The organism is Shewanella halotolerans, assembly GCF_019457535.1.
In the GTDB taxonomy this organism is placed as follows: Bacteria; Pseudomonadota; Gammaproteobacteria; order Enterobacterales; family Shewanellaceae; genus Shewanella; species Shewanella halotolerans.
The window spans coordinates 1,747,692-1,772,044 of record NZ_CP080417.1 but is presented as its reverse complement, the minus strand read 5'-3'; the positions used below and the strand labels follow the sequence as shown (position 1 = coordinate 1,772,044).

Below are 24,353 nucleotides of genomic sequence, written 5' to 3'. Positions count from 1 at the left end.
ACCGTCTTCTCCGACTGTACACTTGGCGTTTCCCTTCCTGTATTACACCAACCTGCGATCCGATATCTCCCCAGGCTCTGGCTTGCTCAAACTCCTGCTTGCTCAAACCCGTGCTAAATCCCCTCTGCCTATCTGTGCCTCGCCACGATTTACCGCAAGCGGCTTACGCCCATGTCACCAAGCTCTAAGCTCTAGGCTCTAGGCCCTAGGCCTCAAGACTAAAGGTTTAGGCTCCCTATCAGGCTTGAATGCTTAAATCAACTCCTCCTACCAGTTGAGTGTGGCAAATTTTACCGTTTGATAAATCCCACACCTCACTGTTTTCCCTCAATTTTATCTCAAACACCTGTTTAATAAATGTACTAAGCCACTGATTGTTACGGATGTTAATGATTTGTTGGCCGGATTTCACATTGCTTATCTAGTACGCCAGTGCAATCTAGAGTGGGAATAATAACAATAAGTAGGAGATACTATGTTCAACAAGATGCCTTCGTGGCTGCTCCCAAGTCTAGTGGCCAGTGCAGTGGCCCTCTCCATCACCGCCTGTTCCTCAGATGATGAAGATACACCTCAAGTAGAAACACCACCTGTTACCACCACACCAACGGATCCCGGCCCAAGCTTTCCAGTAGGTGCCATCATCATCGAAGATGGTGAGAACCTGACCACACGTATCCAGGAAGCCCTGATCAACGCCCAAAGCAATGATGTGATCGTGCTGCCTAAGGGACACTTTAAGATAGAGTCTACCCTGCTGTTTGACGGCGACGTGGACGGTGACGGCGCCTATGCCAAGAACATCACCATCATGGGCTACGGCATGGAAGAAACGGTTCTGGACTTCTCCGAGTCGATCACCGGCGATGGTATCTTCGTGCAGAACGCCGTTAACATCACCATCCAGGATCTGTCGGTCAATGAGGCCAAGAACAACGGCATCAAGCTGAAAAACACCAACGGCATCATCTTAAGACGCCTGGCCACAGTATGGGAAGGCGCGCTTGATGAAGATAACGGCGCCTACGGCCTCTATCCGGTAGAGTGTGAAAACATCCTCATCGAAGACACCTATGTACGCGGCAGCGCCGATGCGGGCATCTATGTAGGTCAGTCTGAGTACATAGTGGTTCGCCGTAACATCGCCAAGGAAAACGTTGCCGGTATCGAGATTGAAAACTCTAAATACGCCGACGTCTACGACAACGAGGCCATGGGTAACACAGGCGGTATCCTGGTATTCGACCTGCCGATCAACAACCATAGATATGGCTCCAGCGTGCGTATCTTCAACAACAAGGTGTATAACAACAATACCCCTAACTTCGCCAATGCCTCCTCAAACCCTGCCGGGGTGCATATCGTGCCGCCAGGCACAGGGGTGATCATCCTCTCCACTAACGATGTGGAGATCTTTAACAACGAGATCACCGGCCACGACACCTTAGGGGTGACCGTCTCCAGCTTCTTCATCGCCGAGCCGGATATGACCAGCTTTGTGGGCAACTATGGCCAGCCGGGCCAACCGATAGAAGATGGCTGGCGCCCGACACCACGCAACATCTATCTGCATGACAACGTCATCACAGACTATGGCAAGAAGCCTAATGGCTATCTGATCGAAGATATCATCAAGGCCTACCTGCTGAGCCACGGCGCCTTCCCGGGGATCCTCTACGATGGCTTGGGCGAGATGCTCTCCAACAACGGCACCGCCGCCTACCTGGGGCTTAAGGAGTTGCCATTTGCCGACGATGGCAGCGACAACATCTGTGCCCGGGATAACGGCGATGTCTCCTTCGGTCGTCTCTATGCCAACAGCAACACAGATATCAGCATCGCCGACGTCCTCTATGAGAAGACCCAGGATAAGATCATGAACTGTGCCCAGGTCAGTTTGCCTGTGCATACTGTCACCTTTGGCGATCAGATCTTCGGCTGCGGCGTGGATGACGATGTCGAGGGCTGTGACGGCGGCAATCTGGTCGGTGGCGGCGGCACCATAGGCGAAGGTGAAGGTGGTCTGGTGGGCGATGGTGACCTTAGTCTGTGTAGCACCAACACCCCTGGCGTAAATTGGGATGCCCTGCTGGGCGCCAACTGCCCTAACCTCTCTGACTATCAGCTGTTTGCCGATACTAAAGATCCGAGTACCGGGGCGAACTCAGGCGGTATCCCTTACGATCTCAACACTCAGCTATTTACCGACTATGCCAGCAAGTATCGCTTCGTCTTCGTGCCAGAGGGCAAGGTGGCCAACTACTCTGCTAACGAGAGTATGGACTTCCCGGTCGGTACTGTGATCACTAAGACCTTCGCCCTGCCAAGCGACACCAGCAAGCGCGGCGTGGCCAACGAGACACTGGTCGAGACCCGACTGCTTATTAAACGCGCCACCGGCTGGTCAGCCCTGCCCTATGTGTTTAACGCGGAGCAAACAGATGCCGTGCTGGCCAAGGCCGGTGCCATCCAGGCCAAGCAGGTGGTTCACAATGGTAAGACGCTGGACTTCGACTATGTGGTCCCCAGCATGAACCAGTGTAAGCAGTGTCACCAGTTCAAGAGTGACGACGCCAGTAACGCGGTATTCGTGCCCATTGGCCCTAAGGCGCGTCATCTGAACAAGGACTATGCCTATAGCGACGGCACCATGAACCAGCTGATGAAATGGCAGTCCGCCGGTATCTTGCAGGGTGTGCCAGACACGGCAAGCATCCCGACAGTCCCCGCCTTCCACGATGGCGATGAGGCCAAGGTAGCAGCCATGACAGATGCCGAGCTGATGCAAACCGCCAAGGGCTACCTGGATATCAACTGCGCCCACTGTCACCGCCCAGAAGGCAACGCCTCTAACACAGGCCTGAAGCTGGAGTACTGGCGTACCTACGAGGAGGACAGCGGCTATTCTCACGGTACCTGTAAGTCGCCAATCGCCTATGGCGGTGGCTCGCTGAGCTATGACGTGGTGCCTGGCTCGAGCGAGACCTCTATCCTGCACTTCCGCATGGATAGCACGACACCTGGCGATCGCATGCCAGAGATTGGTCGCAGCCTGTCCCACACCGAAGGCACGGCCTTGATTGCCGAGTGGATCAAGCGACTGCCGCTAGCCACCTGCTCTCAATAACCCCACCCAAGGGCTGCCATCTGGCGGCCCTTTTTCTCACGAGCCGAAATTATGTTAACCAGCCCAGAAAAAGGTTTGCTGCCGCTTTTGAGCCCAGTTCTAATAAGCCTCTTGCTGCTATGCCTCACGGCCTGCGGCGGCAGCGATGACACCTCGACCAATCAAACAGGCACAGACACCAACCAACCTGGCACGCCTGTGACCCCACCGACGGGCGGCACAGATCCCTCCACGGATATCTGCGATAGCCAGGAGGGGGAGATCAACTGGCAGGCGCTGATGACACAAGACTGTCAGCTACTGTCCCAATATCGGCTATTTCAGGAGCCTGATAAACCAACAGCAGGCCCTAATGGCCCAGGTTTTAGCTATCAACTCTCAAGCCAGCTGTTTACCAACTACGCCCATAAATACCGTATCATCTTCCTGCCCGATGGCAGCCGGATCGACTATCACCCGAGCGACACCTTCGACCTGCCGGTAGGCGCCGTGCTGGTTAAAACCTTTGCCCTGCCGAGCGACACCCAGCTCACCGGGGAAGCCAACGAGACCTTGGTCGAGACCCGGCTGCTTATCCACCGCGAAAACGGCTGGACGGCGCTGCCCTATCTCTGGCAAGGCGGCGAGGCGCGTCTCGCCATTGCCGGCGCCAATCAGGCCCACAGCCTGACGCGTCAGGGCGAGCAGCTGGAGTTCACCTACCATGTGCCCAGCCGGGCGGAATGCAAGGTGTGCCATCAACGCGCCAGTGACGGTGGCGTCCAGATCTATCCCATAGGCCTCAAGCCCTATCTGCTTAACCATGAGGTATTCGTCGAGAATCAGACGGTGAATCAGCTCGAACATTGGCGCGACCAGGGGCGCTTGAACGGCCTGCCACAGCACGGCGCCCCAGATTCGGCGCCTGCAATCACAGATGAGAGCGGCGATCTGACCACCAGGGCCAAGGGATATTTGGATATCAACTGCGCCCACTGTCACAGGGCCGAAGGCTTTGCCAGCATCTCAGGCCTGCGCCTGGGTTTCTATGTGGATCATACCAGCTATCAATATGGGATCTGTAAGCAGCCACCAGGCTGGGACGGCGGCGAAAAGGGCCTCTCCTACGACATCATCCCCGGCGATGGCGAGCACTCCATCTTGCTCTACCGCCAGATGCTGGATGCGCCCAAAGATCGCATGCCGCCTATTGGCCGCAGCCTGAGTCATGTGGAGGCATTGACCGTGCTGCAAAGCTGGATAGATAGCCTGTCGCCAAGTTTAGGCAACTGCCAGCATGGGGGCTAGATCTTGCGAATAAACTGGCCTGGCGGCAGGCCAAGCCAGTGTTTGAAGCTCTGACGGAAATGGCTCACATCGCCGAACCCCATGATCTCTGCGATATCCACTATGCTCTTGTCGCCCTGAACAATGAGGCCGATAGCCGTCTGGCAGCGCACTTGATCCACCAGCTTCTGATAGCTGGTGCCGGCACTCGCCAGGTGTCGCCTCAGGGTGCGATCGCTCATGTTGAGTCTCAGCGCCATCGACTCCAGCTTAGGATTATTGGGAAAATCCTGGTTTAGGATGGCCAGCACCTTCTCGATTAAGGAGGTGTCATGCAGAGCCTGCTCATCAAGTTGTAGTAGGGAGAAGTCATACACAACAGGCAGCGAAAGCATTTCATGGGAGATGGCCCACTCGAAGAACTCGCCGTCGAAACCAACATCGGCCTGACAGAACGCCGCCAGGAACCCACTGTCGTGAACCGGGGTGGCCAGCTGCACCCGCTCGAGTGTGACCATCTGGCCCGTGAGCTGACGCGCAAGGGCTAACATGGAGCAGACGCTGTTTTGAAACTGCAGGCTGAAATAGGGCGCCGAGATCTTCGCCGTGTTGAGCCAGCGAAAATAGAGGCATCGCTCGCCATGGCTCACTAGGGTATCAGAGACGCTGCCCACCAGCTCGGGATGGGCGATAACAAACTCAAGGCACTCTCCTAAGGTCTGACATTTAGCTAGATAGGGCCAAATAAGCGCCAGCTCTTCCACCCTGTAGGTCTCACCTAGCCGTGCACCTATCTGAGGGTCATTGCCTAAGCGCCCCAGAAAGGCCATGGCATAATCCACCTGCCAGACATAGACAAAGTTTAACTTGGCCAGCTCGTTTAGCCCCAGGCCTATCTCCTGACATAGCTGCTCGGCATGATGCTCGCCGTAACGCTCGGCCATGAAATGAACCAGGCTTCTCAGTTCATAGGCAGGATAAGATTGATCGCCGACTTTTAATGTCGCCTGATAGCGGGTATTACTCGTCATCTCATCATTACAAAATCTAAGGATAATAGTATGTTGTATAAGATTTTAGAGACGAGTAAAAGCCTAGCAGGGATAAAAAGTTACAAATATGTAAAAACCCGCCGAGGGCGGGTTTTTATCCGGTGAAAGTCACAACCCTTAGTTGAGGGGTTGATTCTTTTCCGCCAAGCGATTGAACACGGCATTGACCGCCAGTGAGGCGCTGTGGGCAAACTTGTCAGCAATCTTCTTCTTCAGCTGATAGCGAACCTTGATCACCGTCTTCTCTTCGGCGAGTTTCATCACCACATCGTCACTGGTAGAGAGGCCATCGACCAGACCAAGATCAAGCGCCTGCTGACCATACCAGTGCTCACCGGTCGCCACCTTGGCAATGTCCAACGTAGGACGATACTTGCTGATGAAGGCTTTAAACAGTACATGGGTCTCTTCCAGCTCTTCCTGGAACTTCTGTCTTCCTTCGTCGGTGTTTTCACCAAACAGGGTCAGGGTACGCTTGAAGTCACCGGCGGTGTGCTGCTCGTAATCGATATCATGCTTCTTCAGCAGACGATTGAAGTTAGGGATCTGCGCGACCACGCCGATAGAACCGACGATGGCAAAAGGCGCGGCATAGATGGTATTGGCCACACAGGCCATCATATAGCCGCCGCTCGCGGCCACCTTGTCGACACAGATGGTCAATGGGATCTCCGCGCTGCGCAATCTATCGAGCTGGCTGGCCGCCAAGCCATAGCCATGGACCATACCGCCGCCACTCTCGACATTGACCACCACTTCGTCGCCTTGCTCGGCAATGGCCAGGATGGCGCTGATCTCTTCTCGCAGTGACGCCACCTCATGGGCATCTATGCTGCCCTTGAAGTCGATAACAAACACACGAGGCGTAGGCGCGGCTTCGCCATCGGCCTTCTCAGCTTTCTCCTTGGCCTTCGCCTCGGCCTTGAGGCCCTTCTCGTAGGCCTTAAACTGCTTCTTGCTCAGCAATTCTTCCTTTAGGTCATGTTTGAGGTCCTTAAGCTCCTCAGACACATTCGTCAGCTTGAGCTCACCCTTATCGGCCTTCTGCTTTACCGCCGATGCCAGCACCAACACCACGACAGCGACGATAGCCACCACTATGGTGACGGCTTTTGCCAGAAAGAGTCCATACTCGTACAAAAATTCCAAAATTCAGCTCCGTGATCAGGCCTTTAAAATCTGGCCGCTATTCTATCAGCCCTGAGGGCAATAACAAATCCAGCCATAAAAAAACCCAGCCAGGCTGGGTTTTTATTTAGTCCTTTTTGGATTTAGGCTTAGCTAGCTGGCACCGCGCAAGGCTGAATCACTGAATCATCCTGCACCAGTACGCTTGCCTGGCCCTTACCCGCAGTCAGGGCAAACGCGGCAACTTGCTGCTGCATCTCAACCGTAGCCGCGGCAGCGCTACCATCTGTCACACCTGGTACCTCACTTGGGCTAATCAGCGAGCTGTGATGCCCCTTGCTAAAGCGCACGGCGCCAGAGCCAACTGTTGTGGTATCTATACACTCAAGACCCAGGTTGGCAATCAGCGGCTCGGTACCCGCCACAGGGAACTTGTCGACGCGATTAGGTAGTACCTGATCCCCTAAGTTGCTGCCATCCCCAACGATTTCAATCAGATGTACAGGCAGGCCAGTGGATTTAAGCGTCGCTGCATGGTTGATAGGATCCGCACCATCTACCGCCGTCTGCACCGCAAAGGCGAAGGTTGGAATGAACTCGGCATACACAGCCTGAACCAGCGCCGCATACTCAGGCGTACCAGGCTCATAACCGGCAACGTTTGCCTCGTCAACCAGCGCCTTGAAGGTATCGCTGGCAGTCACGTTTGCAAACAGCAGCGGGCCGAAGGTGGCAGAGCCGATGAAGGTGCCCGATAAGCCCCCAGTTGGCGCAACCAGAGAAACCGCATTGAGTTTATGCACATAGCTAAGGTCTGCGCCGTTAGCCGGATGGCTCAGGCCAGAGTTAGCATAGGTAGCAAAGTCGGTGCCGACGATGGCGCCAAGACTCAGGCCCTGTGCGCTGATCTTAGTGATATCGAACATCTGCGGCATCTGTGCGGCGGCCAGGCCACCGGCAAGCCCTGTGAGGGCCGCGCGAAGCGCTAGATGGTCAACCGTTGCCTGTCTGAAGTTATCACGAACTGCCAGAGTGCTCTCTAGGTTAACAAACACCAAGGGATTACCATTCTTAAACGCATCTGGGTTACCTATAACAGCGCCAAATGCTGGATCTGAAGCCGATACTTCATAGATGCCATCACCGTTGGCGTCGAATGAGCGAGCGCCGTGAAGCGGCATATCGATGGCGATAGTGGCAACCCCCATGGCGGCATAACTACCGGCATAGGCCAGTGACATCTCTTTACCGCCGCCCAGGCCATGCATGGCGATGGTGGTCGGCCAACCACCAGTTGGCGGCGTAAAAGGTAATCCCTGAGAGGCGTAGAACTGCGCCAGACGCTCGGCGTTTGGCATAGAGATCAACACAGGGACCTTCTCTGCACCAGTCGGAGCAGGAATAGGGTTAAACTTAGTCAGATGCTTGGCCTTATCGGCCGGTGTGCCATCATCGAGTAGCCAGGCCTTACCCGCCAACAGGGCAGGATCGGCCAGACCCGCTGCAGGGTCGATACCGTGTGCCACGGCCTGAGCGCCGTAATTTTGCTGACTCAAGGTACCCGATTGCAGGGCTAGCAATACGGCTACAGGGCTGTCGCCCAGCGCATGCCAGTTACCATTGATGCCATTACACATCACAGAGTTACAGGCGCCATAAGTAGGCAGGGTAAGCTCGGCAACATAAACATCGGCCAGGCTAGAGACCACATAGGCCACGCCATCGGCAGGTGTCAGGCCAGCCGCCTGGGCAACTGTGATCCCCAGCGGATGCGGCTGAGGCACAGAGATAGACGGCGCAAAAGGTGTGCCCTCTTGCAGCATCAGTAACTTAGTCGTCTCATAGACATCGCTGATCGCCTGGGTAGTAAACAGGCCCGCATAGCTGATAGTCGCGCTATCTACGCCATGAGCGGCAGCCATGCCCTTCTCATAACTGTTCACTAGCGTTTGCAGCATCAGCTGATCGGGTGTCTGCAGCGGCTTGGTCTCGATATCGAGTTTCAGCGTGGCATAGGTAGTCGACGGCGCAATAGGACGACCTGCCGAGTCTTGAATCAGGTCTGTGGTCGCATACACATAAGATTGACCCGCCTTAAGTGGCTTGAGCGGTACGATAGCGATAGTGTTGCCCGAGGCGCTGGCGACAAAGTCGACGCCAAACTGAAGCTCGTTGCCTATCTTACAGGCTGACACAGATGGCGCAGACTGACATTCGGGATCCGATGATAGCGGACCACCTACTGTGGCTTCGAACATACGCACCGCTCCAGGCTGTGCCACAGAGGCCGCCGCCAGCGTCAGCATGGTGCCGTCATGGTCGGTTGCAGGTTCAACCGTGATAGAGATAGGAGAGGTGGTAGACCAACCGTCCAGTGCGCCCAGCGCCATCTGAGGGTCGGTGTAATCGCTTGAGCCGTCGGCTTTTTCGCCCGGCATGGTCAGGGTACCATCAGTGGTGCCGCTAAAGAGTAGATCGTTGGGTAATGGTACCTTGCTGTTAGCAGGATCGAATACCATGTGTGAAAGAGGGATTAGCGGCTCAGTCTTCTCTGCGAGTTGATCGACGCTATCTTCGCTACAACCAGCCATTCCCAATGCGGATGCAATTGCGACACCCAAAAAGAGTCTTTTCATCTTTTTTCCCCAAATCTTGTTGTAATAATTTTGTTTTCCCCAAAAATTGGTCACAATAGTCTTCCTTGCGTGACCAATAGGACTTTTACAGTCCTTATTGCTACTCAAGTTAACGCAAAATTATTGAGTTAGCTACAATTTTGTCACACACAAACAACAGAACGATGGTCATTAATCAGTCATTTGTTTTAAACATTCGTTTCAGGCTCAAATAAATCATAGAAATGGCGGGGAATTCCGCTAACAGGAAAAATTGACTCATGTTGGAATATCAGGCAGCAAAAGATTTACTTAAAGATAAAACGATACTGGTCACAGGCGCCGGAGATGGTATTGGTCGCGCCGCTGCTCTGGCCTACGCTGAACATGGTGCCACGGTGATCTTGTTGGGCAAGACAGTCAAGAAACTGGAAGCCGTCTATGACGAGATAGAACAGGCGGGCTACCCTACCCCCGCTATCGTGCCCCTAGATCTAAAAGGCGCCACAGAGCAAAACTATCAGGACATGGCCGAAACCATAGAGCAGCAGTTTGGTCACCTCGACGGCCTGCTGCACAACGCCAGCCTGCTAGGCGTGTTAGGCCCGTTCGAACATATCTCGATGGATTCGGTCAAGGAAGTACTACAGGTTAACCTAGTCGCCGAGATCATGATGACCAAGGCGCTGCTTCCCGTGATGAAGAAAGCTCCTGCAGCCTCAATCCTGTTCACCTCCAGCAGTGTTGGCCGTCAGGGACGCGCCTTCTGGGGCGAGTATGCCATCTCAAAATTTGCCACCGAAGGCATGATGCAGTCTCTGGCCCACGAATATGAAGACAGCAACCTGAGAGTCAACAGCATCAATCCTGGCGCCACCCGTACCAAGATGCGCGCCAATGCCTACCCTGCCGAAAACCCACAGGATCTCAAGGCGCCAGAAGAGATCATGGCGACCTATCTCTACCTCATGGGTGACGACGCTAAGGGCGTCACTGGCCAGCAGTTTAACGCCCAGTAGTTTAAGGCTCAGTCATAGCTCACGCGCCCGCTTTAATGGGCGTGTTTCACTTTTTATCAGTAAGATGCCAGCTGAAGCTAGACACAAAAAAGGGAAGCATCTGCTTCCCTTTTCTAATGACTGTCAAAAACAGCTGAGCGATTACTTGTACTTGCGCATGACCAATGTAGCGTTTGTGCCACCGAAGCCGAAGCTGTTGCTCATGATAGTGTTAAGCTCGGCATCGCGATATTCGGTCACGATAGGCATACCTTGAGCCTTCTCATCAAGATTATCGATGTTGATGCTCGGTGCGATGAAGCTGTTCTCCATCATGATCAGGCTGTAGATCGCCTCATGCACACCCGCGGCGCCCAGTGCGTGACCAGTCAAAGACTTGGTCGATGCGATAGCAGGCAAGTTGTCACCGAAGGTTTCGGCTAAGGCTTCCAGCTCACGCATGTCGCCAACAGGCGTTGAAGTACCATGAGTGTTGATGTAGTCGATCGGTGTGTCTACACTTTCGAGCGCCATCTTCATGCAACGCACCGCGCCTTCGCCCGATGGTGCAACCATGTCGTAACCATCTGAAGAAGCGCCGTACCCGATCACTTCGGCATAGATCTTAGCGCCGCGAGCGAGCGCATGCTCAAGCTCTTCGACAACCACGATCCCGCCGCCGCCAGAGATAACGAAACCATCACGGTCCGCATCATAGGTACGAGAAGCCTTCTCAGGGCAGTCGTTATACTTAGTCGACAGTGCGCCCATGGCGTCGAAGCCCATGGTCAGGGTCCAATCCACCTCTTCGGCACCACCGGCGAAGACCATGTCTTGCTTACCCATCTGAATGAGTTCCACCGCATGGCCGATACAGTGAGCACTGGTGGCACAAGCCGAACTGATTGAGTAGTTCATGCCCTTGATCTTAAATGGCGTGGCCAAACAGGCGCTGGCCGTGCTCGACATGATGCGTGGCACGATATAAGGACCAACGCGCTTCACACCTTTCTCACGCAGGGTATCGGCAGCCTGAACCTGGTTAGCCGATGACGCGCCGCCAGTACCGGCGATGATACCGACGCGGTGATTTGAATATTGTTCTTCGGTGAGGCCAGCATCGGCTATCGCTTGCTCCATGGCAATATAAGCGTATGCGGCTGCATCACCCATAAAACGTAATGCTTTACGGTCGATATGTTCTTTAGGGTCTAACTTAATGTCGCCCCAAACATGGCTACGAAGCTTCATTTCTTCAAACTGATCTGAGTGGGTAATACCACTGCGACCCGCTTTGAGTGACTCGGTGACTTCTTGCTTGTTGTTACCGATACTTGACACTATGCCAAGGCCGGTGATCACGACTCTTTTCATTATTTACTATCCATTCCGTACGTCTAGTACCAATTTAGCTGCGTCAATAGTATCGCTTTTACTGCATTTAAGTGGTCAGCTTTCCATAAAGGCAGGTAAAATAATGCCTAATATCCCCTTGAGAGTAAATTCATTGGCCACCGAACACCCGAATAACGCACAAAATAGTGACAAAATGCCTACATTCGACGCAATTTTCAGCCATTTATCGGCGGTAAAGAGTCAAAACTCTCACCAAATTATCGCCCTACTCCCAAGCAGTGATGCCAACTGGCCAGCCGCGCTTATAGCAGAGCGACTAACGCAAGCTGGTTCAAAGCAGCACCTTCAAAAGCCACACCTTCAAAAGCAGCATCTTCATCTACACCTGTTTGCCGAGCATCAGGCAAGCTGGCTTAAGGCCCTTGCCGAGAGTGAGCCCCTGGCGTCACCAGCCAAAGAACAGATTAAGGCAATTTACGACGCTCGGGTGTCGGGCTGTCACAGGCTCAAGCTGGCAAACGCGCGGCTTATCATCGACATCCATCTTGGCGATCCGCTTACGCAACTCAAAGACTTAGTTTCACCAAGCCTAGCAAGTCAAGCAATCCAAGGCTGGCTGGCCGATACCCAGGCTACCGATGAGTCGCTTATCTGGCAGATGGCGCGCCTCAGCCAAGATAACGCCGAGTTTCTCCTTCTCGAGAATGTCGATGTTAATCTAGACAAGACCTCAAATAACGCCAATACCAACTTACTGACCCAGTTGATCATCAAGGCGGGTTTTACCTGCTATCGCCTTAACTTATCTCTAAAAGATGACCAGCTTGTGACTCTACTCGAAAAACCAAGTCTAGCGTCGCAGGATATCGCCATGGTTGAGCGGCGCGCCCTCAGGCGCCAACAATTAGATAAGTTCGCCTTCAATCCTTTGACACAAGGTCATGAGGGAGAAATCGCCATCATAGGTGGTGGCGTCGCCAGCGCGAACCTGGCCCTCTCACTGGCCGAGCGCGGCAAAAAGGTTAGCTTCTTCTGTATGGATAAGTCGCCGGGCGAGCAGGCATCTGGCAATAAACAGGGCGCAATCTATCCCCTGCTCACCCCAGAACATGGCAGCCTGAGTCACTATTTTCTGCAGGGTTACCTCTTTAGTCGTCAAAGGCTCAAGCAACTCATTGAGGCGGGCCATGAGATCCCCCATGATTTTTGCGGCGTGCTGCAGACCGGCCACGATGAGCGCAGCCATAAGCGCCTCGCCAAGATAATCAAAGCTCAGCCCTGGGCGGAATCGATCGCCCGCTCCATCGATGCCTCCCAGGCTACGGCGCTCGCTGGGGTCAGCATAGAACACCAAGGGATCTACTATCCGCTCGCAGGCTGGGTGTCGCCACAAGCCTTTACCCGCGCGGCCATCAGCCAGGCCGAACGGTTAGGTAAACAGACCAGCCACTACAATTGCCAAGTCACGGCAATTCGATTTGAGAACCAGAAGTGGTATCTGAGTGCGGTTCAAGATGATCAAGAAGTTAAATTTGGCCCCTTTGCCAATCTGGTGCTGGCCAATGGGCGTCACCTGACCGATTTCGCCCAAACCACCCACTTACCCATCAGCGGTTTTCGTGGTCAGGTTAGCCATATCCCGGCAAGAGCGCCACTTAGAGACCTTAAGACGGTGCTCTGCGCCCACGGCTACCTGACGCCTGCCCACGATAAGCTGCACTGCACAGGGGCCAGCTATGTGAAAGACGCCAGCAATCTCGACTACAGCGCGGTGGAGCAGGTGGAGAATTTAGACAAGATCCGCACCAGCTACGGCGGGGAGTGGACCAAGGCGGTGGATATCACAGGCCATAGCGCTCGCGTAGGCGTGCGTATGGTCACACGGGATCATGCCCCCATGATGGGCTGTGCCCCAGATTTCGAGGCGATATCGGCTACCTATATCGACCATCAGCAAACCAAAAAGGGCCCCAAGGAAAGCGCCAAGTATTGGCAGACGACACCAGCACCCGTTCATCAGGGATTGTTTATTCTCGGCGGACTTGGATCGCGGGGCCTCACCTCTGGTCCGCTGGCGGCAGAGATCTTAGCCGCCCAGCTTTGCGGCGAGCTGCTACCTGCCACGAATGATATATTAACCCTGCTCAACCCCAATCGTATGTGGATGCGAAAACTGATTAAGGGTAAGGCGCTGTAAGCGCTAACTTGAAAGATTAGGGGTAAACAATGAGTACCAAGGGCGAGTCGTTAAGCCCTTGGTAAGTGATCCACCAGATGAGTTAGGCTTTGACCTTGACACGGTTGTTGGTGTCACGACTGGCGCGAATGAGGTCATCGCCCGAGAGATGCTCCCCCTTGGCCAACCTGTCATAGAGCAGCACATTGACCGAGGAGGCCAGATTCATGCAGCCCACAGTCGGGACATAGACCACCTCATCGGCGCAGTCGATAAGCGCTTGATCTAGGGTGCCATCTTCGGGGCCAAAGAGATAGATGGCCTTCTGTGGATGGCTAAAGGCTGGCAGCGGCGTGGCGCCTTCCACCAGATCGACACAGATCACCTTGGTATCGGCATCGAGTGAGTCAAGCAGCGACTCTACGCCATTGAGGGGAATATGCTGACTCACCCGCTTGGTGTCGGTATTGTACTGCTCGCCCCTGTGCTGGGCGGCCAGCGCATAACGTTTACCCGTGTAACGCACCTCATCGGCGCGATAACAGCCGGCGGCGCGCATCACGCCGCCCACGTTCGTCGGGCTCTTTGGGTTTTGCAGCCCTATGATCACCTTGCTTGCATTAGCCATGACTAGGCGTTTGCTACCTGAGCCATCTTCTCGCGCAGCTCAGCCCAGGCATTAACCACCAGGGCATGATCGGCAGGCTCGAGCTCAGACTTGGCCGTTTCCAGACAGACCTGCATCTTAGCCTCCAGCGCCTCGCTGTCTTGCACCGTTTCCTGCTCGAGCTCTGACAGCACCACGGCCACATGCCCCTGTAGGTAACCACTGGCAAAGAGTTGGTCGTCATCACCGCCTGCTACTTTGGTGGCGATCCACTCGTCTAATGCTTGCTCATACTGCTCTAACATTGTGTCTCCAATTGTCTTCTTGCTATTCAGGCTGCCCGATCACATCTGGGCTGATTAAGTCAGGATTAGCCACCTGATACATCACATAATCGTGGTAGCCGGTCACGACTTTATAATAACCACATAATTCGCTGTCTAACTCTGGGTCGCCACTATCCACAATTAAGGGCCGACCTTCAAGTGCTTTTAACTTAGTTTTTGTCGCCAGGATGATAATATTTTCTTTGCCCACCTGACGAATAAGCGCCGGCGACAACTGTTGGTTACCCCGCCCCAGGATATGCCCCTGGCCGCCGATGAGGGTGATCACTAACTTACACTCACGGCCTGTGATTGCCTCGAGCAGCGACGTGGCGCTGAGATCGCTGGCAAGCAGCTCGCCCGCGTCAATCAAATCCACTCCCAGCAGGGTGTTATCCAGCCCAAGTTCCTCCATCACGGCGGCGACTGTGCTGCCCGAGCCCATGATGGCGAGCCCATCGTCTATCTGCTCAATCGCCTCGGCGGCGATATCCGCCAGCACCAACTCATCGACCTCTTTGCCGCCCATCTTAACCGCCTGAATGTAGCGGGGCTCGGCAGGCACCTGCATCTCGCCGAATCGGCGCGCCCTTACCACTCCTTGCCTGAAGGCCACCTCGTCGATATCCATCACATCGGCCGACATCAGGCTCACCAAAGCGCCCTCGAGCAGCAACTTGACCACCATGCCAGAGGCGTGGGGCGTAATACCATAGACGCCCGAATGAATCTTCACCCCGGCCGCCACGCCCAGCACAGGCTGAGCCTCATCTACCACCTCAAACAGATCACGCGCCGTGCCGTCGCCACCGGCAAACAGCAAGAGATCCACCCCTGCGGCCTGCAGCGCCTTGGCGGCGGCTTGGGTATCGCTGGCCGCGGTGGTATCGCCCACCTGATAAACCACCTGATGGTTAAATCCCATCTGCGCGGCTAAATCGGCGCCCATGGCACCGGAGGCGGTAACGACAGTGATCTTATCCAGATAAGGGGTGATCACTTCCAGCGCCTGGGCCATTCTCAAGTGGGCCTTAGGCTCGGCGCCGCGGGCTATCGCCTCATCTGCCACGCCATCGCTTCCCTTGAGTGCCACACTCCCTCCAAGGCCTGCCAGAGGATTGATGATCACGCCGAGGCGAAATGTCTGTTTCATGGATATTTCCTTATCATCTCTTATTGTTTTGCAACTTCGCGCGCCTTAGGGATTAACAGTACCGCAAGCATGGACAGCAGGGCACAAACGGCGGCCGCCAACCAGCTCAGCCAGGCCTGGGAACCATCCCCCCAGATGAAGCCACACAGCCAGGTGCCGAGCGCGCCGCCGACACCAAAACTCAGGCTGGCATAGAGCGCCTGCCCCTTGCTACGGTGGCGCACGTCGAATCTTTGATGAACGAACTGAATCGAGGCCGCATGCACCAGACCAAAGGTGAAGGCATGCAGCAGCTGACTAACCCCGAGCCAGAACATGCTGCTGGCACAAAAGGCCATGAGTAGCCACCGCACCGCCGTAAAGCCGATAGAGATCACCAGCAAGGCACTGACCCCATATCGCCCCAACAATCTCGGCGCAAACATAAACATGACAATCTCGGCCAGCACCCCAAGAGCGACATAGATGCCGGCGCTGGACTCGCTGTAACCCACCTGTTTAAGGTAAAGCACAAAAAAACCGTAGAAAGGTCCGGCGCTCATCTGCAGCAACATGGCCGATAGCAAGAACCAAATGATACCCGTATCTAGCTTTAGAGGCGTGGGTACCTGGCTCTTGTCGACCTTCACCCGGGTACTTGGCAGAGACAGGGAGCAGCCCAGCAAGCCAAGGAACAGAGCGAGACCGACGAAGGGCAAGATCTCTGTGCCGAACTGGCTAATGGCAAAGCCTACGCTGACCACGAACACCAGATAACCCAGGCTGCCGAAGCTGCGGATCTTACCATAGCCCCCGGTATTCTCCCCCAGGGTCTCTAGGGTGATCACCTCAAGTTGGGCCAAGATAGCGTTCCAGAAGAAGGTATAGATGCTGAGGCTGACGGCCAAGTAGAGAAAGCCACCATGATAGAAGAAACTCATGAAGGTGACCGCCGAACATGCCGCCCCCATCTTCACCAGCTGGCCACGCATGCCCGTCTTATCGGCCACCATGGCCCAGATATTGGGGGCGATGATGCGCGTCGCCATCAGGATGGCGAGCAAAAAGCCAATCTGCTGCGCATCGAAACCCCGATTCTCGAAGAAGACCCCGAGATAAGGCACCAGCACGCCGAGGATCGCGAAGAAGAAAAAGTAACAGGCGCTAATCCAGTGCAGTTGGTGTTTTGGATCAGGCTGTTGCATGCCATTTGGCGACATGCTAGTGGATGACTGGGCGTTGGACGACATTTGTGTAGGGCTATTCCTATGTATAGGGCGATTTCTAGCAGGGTTACTATCTGCTCTCGAGGTGACTCGGAGCGACTTCTTATAATGACTTTATTCTGACTGGAACCCATAGCATTAATGGCTCCCATAAAAGAAGGCACATTTCTGTGCCCTCTTATTCGCTCAATTGCGTCTTACTTCATCCCAATCACAGGGGTAATGCTATCGACATTCATGTTTTGTGCCCTGTGCCTGAGGAGATGGTCCATCAGGACGATGGCCAACATCGCCTCGGCGATCGGTACGGCGCGAATGCCCACACAGGGGTCGTGACGTCCCTTGGTAACCACCTCGGCGCGCTCACCCTGCACCGTCATGCTCTCTCCCGGCACGCTAATGCTGGAAGTCGGCTTCATGGCGATATGCGCAACGATAGGCTGACCCGATGAGATCCCGCCGAGAATACCGCCCGCATGGTTAGAGGCGAACCCCTCGGGCGACATGAGATCTCTGTGCTCTGAGCCCTTTTGGTTTACCACGGCAAAGCCATCACCAATCTCCACCCCTTTGACGGCATTGATCCCCATCAGGGCGTGAGCGATATCGGCATCGAGGCGATCGAACACCGGCTCACCCAGTCCCACGGGCACATTGGTCGCCACCACAGACACCTTAGCGCCTATGGAATCACCGCTCTTTTTAAGCTCACGCATATACTCGTCGAGTTGCTCTAGCTTAGCGGCATCGGGAAAGAAGAAGGCATTGTGCTCAACCTGCTCAAAATCCAAGGTCTCGGCGCAGATAGGCCCAAGCTGCGACAGATAACCCTTGATCTCTATGCCGTGCACCTGTTTTAGATACTTCTTGGCCACAGCGCCGGCCGCTACACGCATGGCGGTTTCCCGCGCCGATGAGCGCCCGCCACCGCGATAATCCCTAAGGCCATATTTTTGCTGATAGGTGTAGTCGGCGTGGCCCGGACGGAACTGATCTTTGATGTTGGAATAGTCCTGGCTACGTTGATCGGTATTCTCGATCACTAAGCCGATAGAGGTACCTGTAGTCTGCCCCTCGAACACGCCTGAGAGGATCTTCACCTGATCTGGCTCGCGTCTGGCTGTGGTATAACGCGAGGTACCCGGACGGCGCCTGTCGAGGTCATGCTGCATATCGGCTTCATCGATCGCCAAACCCGGAGGGCAGCCATCGATAATACAGCCCAGTGCCTTACCGTGGCTCTCACCAAAAGTCGTCACCACAAAATTTTGACCGATACTATTACCCGACATTCGCTTACTTCACCTCTACTTGATTATTTGCCTCAGCATAACCTAAAGCCGCCACTGGCTATATTCCTAAATCGGCTTAGTCATTCTAAGCCGACAAAACATTAGCCAATCAGACTCTACCCGACCATACATTATTCACTATCTTTGTAGATGGCGAAAAGTGATTCATTTTCAACTAACTGATCGCGAGTCAGCACAAACACGCCGTCACCGCCATGTTCGAAGTTAACCCAGGTAAATGGCACCTCGGGGAACTGTTCCATAAGGTGAACCATAGAGTTACCCACCTCGACCACCAAAAGACCGTCTTGGGTCAGGTAGTCCGCGGCATTGGCAAGGATGCGCTTGGTGAGATCCAGACCATCGCGCCCCGAGGCTAAGCCTAGCTCTGGCTCGTGGTGATATTCCTCTGGCATGTCGCCGATATCTTCGGCATCCACATAAGGCGGATTCGAGACGATCAGATCGTATTGCGGCCCCTTAGGGATAGCGGCAAACATGTCAGACTCGATAGGGAATACCCTATCCATCACGCCTAATGATTCAATGTTGATCTGCGCCACTTCCAGGGCATCGCTGCTGATGTCGATAGCATCGACCTCGGCATCTTCAAACTCATAGGCACAGGCGATGGCGATACAGGCGCTGCCGGTACAGAGATCCAGAATACGGTTAACCGGCTTATTATAGAGCCAAGGGCTGAAACGGTTAGCGATCATCTCGGCGATCGGCGAGCGCGGCACCAATACCCTGTCGTCCACATAGAACTCCAGGCCGGCAAAGAAGGCACGATTGGTCAAATAAGGCACGGGCAGACGCTCGCGTACCCGGCGAATGATGAGCTCGACAATCTTATGCTTTTCGCTGCTGGTGAGGTTGCTATGGATCACCTGCTGACCAATCTCTTCTGGCAGATGCAGCGCATGGAATACGAGAGCGATGGCTTCATCCCAAGCGTTATCGGTACCATGACCATAGTAGATATTGGCATCGTTAAAGCGACTCACCGCCCAACGTAACATATCGCCGATTGTTCGTAATTCCGTCACGGCTTCATCAACAAAAATCTTGTCCAAAACTGGCTCCCGCTAGATAGTTCCGCCTCATTGTAACTGAACTCTATTCATATGGCATCGGATTCAATAAAATAGCGCCATGAATAAAGAAAATGATGATGAATTGGCGATTTTTTCGGCGTTAACCAAAGGGATAAAGCCGCTTAAACAGGATAAGCGTCATTTCGCCGCGCCGCAAAAACCGAAGCGAGAGCTGGAGATAGCCACCACCCAGCTGCACGCCGACAGCTACTTCTCCGATACCTACCAGCCCCTGCTGCCGTTAGAGGGCGCCATGCGCTGGTCACGGGATGATGTCGATAGCCACGAGCTCAAACGGCTCAGACGCGGCGACTATCAACCGGATCTGCTGCTGGACCTACACGGCATGCGTCAAACCGAGGCCAAACTCGAACTTGCGGCCCTGATCCAGGCCTGTGTTAAACAGCACAGCCACTGCTGCTGCGTCATGCATGGCCATGGCACCGGCATCTTAAAACAGAATCTTCCCATGTGGCTTGCCCAGCACCCTCAGGTTAAGGCCTTTCACAAGGCGCCTAAAGAATGGGGCGGCGATGCAGCCCTCCTGGTGTTGATTGATGTTGGCGAGTTGCCGAGCTGGGAATAATACCAATCGTAGTAAATAACTGATCATGCTAGCTAGTTAAAACGTCCGATAACTGCGTTACTATTTTTGATTGTAGAATAACTACTTATCGAAAAATCATGCCTTGTTCTCGAACGTTTTTCCTACGCTACTTCTGCTCACTTACTCACCGTGATTGGTATAACGCTTTATCTGTTGAGAAAGTGAACAGTAGATTTGAATAGCATTACTACTCGATTGAAGGCCCGACTGAATAGCCGCATTCTCAATTTAATAGTGATCAAAAAGGACGCCGAGGCGTCCTTTTATTTTTAACTAACTACTACGCAAATGCGTTAATTACTCTTCTCTAAGTTAGCTCACCGTATGAGGGGTGTGCTGCCAGCTGAGCGAACCACGCTCGCCATGACGGTCGATAAGGGTCACTCCAGAGGTCGCAAACAGCGGCGGCTCTATGCCCGGCACCAACTCGCTCACCATATAGCCTAGCAGCGGCATGTGGGCAATCACTAACACACTGTCCGCCTTATACTGTTCGGCATAGGCCAGGGTCAGATCGGCGGCCAGGGTCGGCTCGGCCGATGGGGTCAGCTCATCTAATACCAACCACTTTCTCGGTTCGGGGAAGTGCTTACTCACTTCCTGCCATGTTTGCTGCGCACGCAGATAGGGACTCACCAACACGAGATCGAACTCGGTCACATCACGGGCCAGCCAATTACTCATCAATTCAGTCTGATAACGGCCGATTTCTGTCAGTACTCGTTCTCGATCTGAGTGGGCGTGATAACCCGCCTCGCCATGTCGCATCAAATATAGCTTCATACTACTCTCGCTATGATTATTCTTGTTCTACTATGAATTGTAGCGTTAAAGTGCAGCGCAACAAACCTTAACCCTGTTATTAATTAGTCGAATAATGGATAAGATATTTGCCAAAGTCTTTTTTGAGGCTCAATATGTAGGCTTACCGCTTTAGCCGCCTAAACTCCGATGAATATCATACGTTTGTCCAGCATAAGGATGGAGCCAGCCATTGCAAACATCTATGCCGATCACTAAAAGTCCCAACGATCATCGCCAGTATCAGTATCTGCAGCTGGACAACGGGCTACGTGTATTGCTAGTGGAGGATCTCCAGGCGCAACAAGCCGCCGCATCGATGGCGGTCAACGTCGGCCATTTTGACGATCCCGCATCGCGTCCTGGCATGGCGCATTTTCTCGAGCATATGTTGTTTCTGGGCACGGAAAAATACCCCAAGTCTGGCGAATACCATGCCTTCATCAATCAACACGGCGGCAGCAACAACGCATGGACAGGCACGGAGCAAACCAACTTCTTCTTCTCCATCGACGCCGAAGTGTTCGAGGAGTCGCTGGATCGCTTTAGCCAGTTTTTTATCGCTCCCTGCTTCGATCTTGAGCTGGTCGATAGAGAGCGCCACGCCATCGAGTCTGAATTTAGCCTAAAACTCAAAGATGATATCCGCCGCACCTATCAGGTTCAGAAGGAAACGGTTAATCCGGCTCATCCCTTTTCAAAGTTTTCGGTTGGCAATCTCAAGACCTTGGACGGCGATGAGAAAGCCCTGAGACAGGAGCTGCTGGATTTCTATCAAACCCATTACAGCGCCAACCTGATGACCCTGTGTCTGGTTGCGCCCTTGCCACTAGCAGAACTCTTGGCATTGGCCGAGAGCTATTTTGCGCCGATTGAAAACCGGAAGCTGGCAAAGCAATACCCAAATGTGGCCATCTATGAAGCAGCTCAACTTGGCCAACAGATCAACATAGTACCGCTGAAAGAGCAGCGCCGCGTGGCGATCACCTTTCCCCTACCCGCCATCGACCGCTTCTATAAGCGCAAGCCGCTGACCTTTATCAGTCATCTATTGGGCTATGAAGGCAAGGGCAGCCTGCTGAGTCACCTCAAGGATCAGGGGCTGGCCATCAACCTCTCAGCCGGTGGCGGGGTCAATGGCTATAACTTTAAAGACTATAACATCAGCATTCAGCTGACCGAGAAAGGCCTGCTACAGCTCGACGATGTGATTCAGGCAAGCTTCGAATACCTGAAACTGATCAAGACCCAGGGCATGCAGGCTTGGCGCTATCAAGAACGAGCCAACCTGCTCAAGCTTGCCTTTAAATATCAGGAACAGATCAAGCCGCTGGATCTGGCCAGTCATCTCAGCATCAACATGCACCACTACGAGGTATCAGATCTCATCTATGGCGACTATCGCATGGATGGTTTGGATGTAGCTCAGGTCACCGAGTTGCTGGAGTTGATGAGCCCGGATAATTTGCGTATTCAGCTGATCTCACCCGACTTAGACACAGAGAAACAGGCCGCTTGGTATCACTCGCCCTATCAGATGAAACCCATAGATGCACAGAGGCTCAAGCATTGGCGCGAGCCTGAGATTCGAGAGGCGCTGAAACTGCCGGAGCCTAACCCCTTCATCATCGAAGACTCGATCGCCAGAGACGTTAAGAGTGACCATCCGGTGCCAGTTGTCGTCTGTCAGGAAACTGGCTACCGAATTTGGCATAAGAAAGATGATGAATTTAACGTGCCAAAGGGACATATGTACTTGTCCCTGGATTCGCACCAGGCCGCAGCGACCCCAAAACATGCGGCGCTGACCCGCCTCTACGTGGAGATGCTGCTCGATTATCTGACCGAGTTTACCTATCCAGCCGAAGTCGCCGGGCTCAGCTACAACATCTACCCTCACCAAGGGGGGATCACTCTGCATCTGACGGGCTTGACCGGTAAACAAGAGGCCCTACTGTCACTGCTGATCAACAAAGCCAGGGAACGTAACTTTACCCAGGACAGGTTTAAGCAGATAAAGAAGCAGATCCTACGCAACTGGTTTAATCAGAGCCGCGCAAAACCCATCTCTCAGCTATTTACCAGCCTGACGGTAACGCTGCAGAAACGCAGTTTCGAGCCGCAACGTATGGCTGAGGAGCTAGAAGACATTACCCTGGACGATCTCCACAACCATGTGCGGGCCTTCTATGAGAAGATCCATCTCGAGGGTCTGGTCTATGGCGACTGGCTGACCGAAGAGGCTCAGGCCCTGGGTAAACGATTGGATCACATACTCTCTCTAGTATCCTCACCCAGCGGCGAGTCGGAGCGAGAGCTGATAAAACTTGAGAATGTCGGCACCCTGATGCGTGAGGTCAGCGTTAATCATCAAGACAGCAGCATCATAGTCTACTACCAGTCGGCCCAGGCAACACCGCTAAAGATGGCCCTGTTTAGCCTGTTAAATCATACCATGTCGTCGACCTTCTTCCACGAGCTCAGAACCAAGCGTCAACTAGGTTACATGGTGGGCACGGGTTATCTGCCACTGAATCGTTATCCTGGGATGATCTTCTATGTGCAATCGCCCACCGCCGGCCCCTTAAAGCTACTGGAGGCCATAGACGAGTTTATCGCCGACTTTAATTACGCCGTCATGCAGATCACCAATGATCAATGGGAGCTCACCAAGCAAGGGCTGATCAACCAGATCATGGAACACGACCCCAACCTCAAGACCCGGGGGCAGAGATATTGGTCGAGCATAGGAAACAAAGACTACGACTTTAATCAGCGAGAACTGGTCGCCGAGCAAATTGGCGAACTCACCCGTTCGGATCTGATTAAGTTTATGATGCAGAAGATGCGTACCAAACACGGCGACCGCCTAATCCTCTTCACCACAGGGGAGCAACACAGAAATCAGGAACAGCTAACCTCAGACAATATGATCACAGATCTGAGAAGCTTTAAACAGCGAGCCGCCAAGTTTAGCTATTAGGCTAGTGCCCTCCCCTAAAGTCTGGCACGATAGTGTACAAGGCTTTGGGCTTGGGGCCTGGCACCTAAATAGCCACAGTGTTTAAGGCGCAACTCTTGAGGTAGTTTTTTCAGATATGATGCTTAAGCGCATACTTTTGAAAAGAAGTCGTTCACTCTGCGTGTTTATGACAGCATTGCTAGCCTCATTACTTGATACATTCATCTTAATCCTTTGGTGAGTCCTTATGATTTAAGCGCTAATCCCCCCTATCTGACCCACTATCTGGCCCACTATGAAATTACTGGGTAGAATCGTTAACAGATCAAACCTGTTTTTATCTCACATCGCCGACCCAACATTACCCCAACGCCAGGACACTGATTCTTAGCATCTTTTTTGCTCTAATCGCCAAAACACTCGATATAGTACAAACGCCTAATTGGCACCCACACAACAGACAAAGCCTAATCACTAAGAAGATTCAGCAGTACAAAACCCTAAAAGACAATGAAAATGAAAGTAATTTGCAAACAAGAAAATTCAGTGTTCTTTTGACAAATCCCCCTATTTCTGAATAAAGTA

17 protein-coding genes are annotated in these 24,353 nt (G+C 53.5%); 6 read left to right on the top strand and 11 right to left on the bottom strand.

All coding sequences use genetic code 11. The features are described from left to right. Positions 1-475: 475 nt before the first annotated feature. Positions 476-3,127 carry a parallel beta-helix domain-containing protein gene (locus K0H81_RS07620; protein WP_220060442.1) on the top strand — a complete coding sequence of 884 codons (2,652 nt, stop codon included), beginning with the start codon at positions 476-478 and terminating at the stop codon, positions 3,125-3,127. 51 nt (positions 3,128-3,178) lie between these two features. Continuing rightward, positions 3,179-4,414 carry an SO2930 family diheme c-type cytochrome gene (locus tag K0H81_RS07615; protein ID WP_220060441.1) on the top strand — a complete coding sequence of 412 codons (1,236 nt, stop codon included), beginning with the start codon at positions 3,179-3,181 and terminating at the stop codon, positions 4,412-4,414. On the opposite strand, the gene K0H81_RS07610 is transcribed toward K0H81_RS07615, so the two are convergent. The 3 genes from K0H81_RS07610 to K0H81_RS07600 all read right to left on the bottom strand — a co-directional run bounded on the left by K0H81_RS07610 (position 4,411) and on the right by K0H81_RS07600 (position 9,209). Next, positions 4,411-5,424, bottom strand: a complete 1,014-nt coding sequence (locus K0H81_RS07610; protein WP_220060440.1) for a helix-turn-helix transcriptional regulator — start codon at positions 5,422-5,424, stop codon at positions 4,411-4,413. The two genes, K0H81_RS07615 and K0H81_RS07610, sit on opposite strands and share 4 nt — an antisense overlap. A gap of 138 nt (positions 5,425-5,562) precedes the next feature. Further along, a complete protein-coding gene (gene sohB, locus K0H81_RS07605; protein WP_220060439.1) occupies positions 5,563-6,594 on the bottom strand; it encodes a protease SohB in 1,032 nt (343 codons plus the stop codon). Between the two features lie 128 nt (positions 6,595-6,722). Next, on the bottom strand, positions 6,723-9,209 hold the full coding sequence (locus K0H81_RS07600; RefSeq protein WP_220060438.1) for a VolA/Pla-1 family phospholipase: 2,487 nt from the start codon (positions 9,207-9,209) through the stop codon (positions 6,723-6,725). A 260-nt stretch (positions 9,210-9,469) separates the two neighbouring features. Here K0H81_RS07600 and K0H81_RS07595 point away from each other — a divergent pair, with 260 nt between their 5' ends. After that, a complete protein-coding gene (locus tag K0H81_RS07595) occupies positions 9,470-10,207 on the top strand; it encodes a YciK family oxidoreductase (protein WP_011866206.1) in 738 nt (245 codons plus the stop codon). 141 nt (positions 10,208-10,348) lie between these two features. Here the strand turns inward: K0H81_RS07595 and fabB are convergent, their stop codons facing one another. After that, on the bottom strand, positions 10,349-11,560 hold the full coding sequence (fabB, locus tag K0H81_RS07590; RefSeq protein ID WP_220060437.1) for a beta-ketoacyl-ACP synthase I: 1,212 nt from the start codon (positions 11,558-11,560) through the stop codon (positions 10,349-10,351). Between the two features lie 175 nt (positions 11,561-11,735). Between fabB and mnmC1 the strand changes: the two genes are divergently transcribed. Next, positions 11,736-13,739 carry an FAD-dependent 5-carboxymethylaminomethyl-2-thiouridine(34) oxidoreductase MnmC1 gene (gene mnmC1, locus K0H81_RS07585; protein WP_258406414.1) on the top strand — a complete coding sequence of 668 codons (2,004 nt, stop codon included), beginning with the start codon at positions 11,736-11,738 and terminating at the stop codon, positions 13,737-13,739. An 82-nt stretch (positions 13,740-13,821) separates the two neighbouring features. Here mnmC1 and K0H81_RS07580 read toward each other — a convergent pair whose 3' ends face one another. From K0H81_RS07580 to prmB, 6 genes are all read right to left on the bottom strand, one after another. Next, positions 13,822-14,346, bottom strand: coding sequence for an RNA methyltransferase (locus K0H81_RS07580; RefSeq protein ID WP_011866209.1), 525 nt, complete (start codon positions 14,344-14,346; stop codon positions 13,822-13,824). 2 nt (positions 14,347-14,348) lie between these two features. Beyond that, the gene (locus K0H81_RS07575) at positions 14,349-14,630 is read right to left on the bottom strand and encodes a YfcL family protein (protein WP_220060435.1); all 282 of its coding nucleotides are present in this window, start codon (positions 14,628-14,630) and stop codon (positions 14,349-14,351) included. 22 nt (positions 14,631-14,652) lie between these two features. Then, positions 14,653-15,804 (bottom strand): ATP-NAD kinase family protein, encoded by a 1,152-nt coding sequence (locus tag K0H81_RS07570; protein ID WP_220060434.1) that lies wholly within the window; start codon positions 15,802-15,804, stop codon positions 14,653-14,655. 20 nt (positions 15,805-15,824) lie between these two features. Continuing rightward, the gene (locus K0H81_RS07565; RefSeq protein ID WP_220060817.1) at positions 15,825-16,988 is read right to left on the bottom strand and encodes an MFS transporter; all 1,164 of its coding nucleotides are present in this window, start codon (positions 16,986-16,988) and stop codon (positions 15,825-15,827) included. A gap of 218 nt (positions 16,989-17,206) precedes the next feature. Then, positions 17,207-18,301 (bottom strand): chorismate synthase, encoded by a 1,095-nt coding sequence (gene aroC, locus K0H81_RS07560; protein ID WP_220060433.1) that lies wholly within the window; start codon positions 18,299-18,301, stop codon positions 17,207-17,209. A gap of 131 nt (positions 18,302-18,432) precedes the next feature. Next, a complete protein-coding gene (gene prmB, locus K0H81_RS07555) occupies positions 18,433-19,377 on the bottom strand; it encodes a 50S ribosomal protein L3 N(5)-glutamine methyltransferase (protein WP_011866214.1) in 945 nt (314 codons plus the stop codon). A 79-nt stretch (positions 19,378-19,456) separates the two neighbouring features. Between prmB and smrB the strand changes: the two genes are divergently transcribed. Further along, complete coding sequence (gene smrB, locus K0H81_RS07550; protein ID WP_220060432.1) at positions 19,457-19,984, top strand: endonuclease SmrB; 528 nt, start codon at positions 19,457-19,459, stop codon at positions 19,982-19,984. Positions 19,985-20,317: 333 nt separating this feature from the next. On the opposite strand, the gene sixA is transcribed toward smrB, so the two are convergent. After that, entirely contained in the window at positions 20,318-20,788 is a 471-nt protein-coding gene (gene sixA / locus K0H81_RS07545; RefSeq protein ID WP_144200613.1) for a phosphohistidine phosphatase SixA, read from the bottom strand. A gap of 211 nt (positions 20,789-20,999) precedes the next feature. On the opposite strand from sixA, the gene K0H81_RS07540 reads away from it, so the two are divergent. Further along, positions 21,000-23,789 (top strand): insulinase family protein, encoded by a 2,790-nt coding sequence (locus K0H81_RS07540; RefSeq protein WP_220060431.1) that lies wholly within the window; start codon positions 21,000-21,002, stop codon positions 23,787-23,789. The last annotated feature ends 564 nt before the right edge of the window (positions 23,790-24,353 follow it).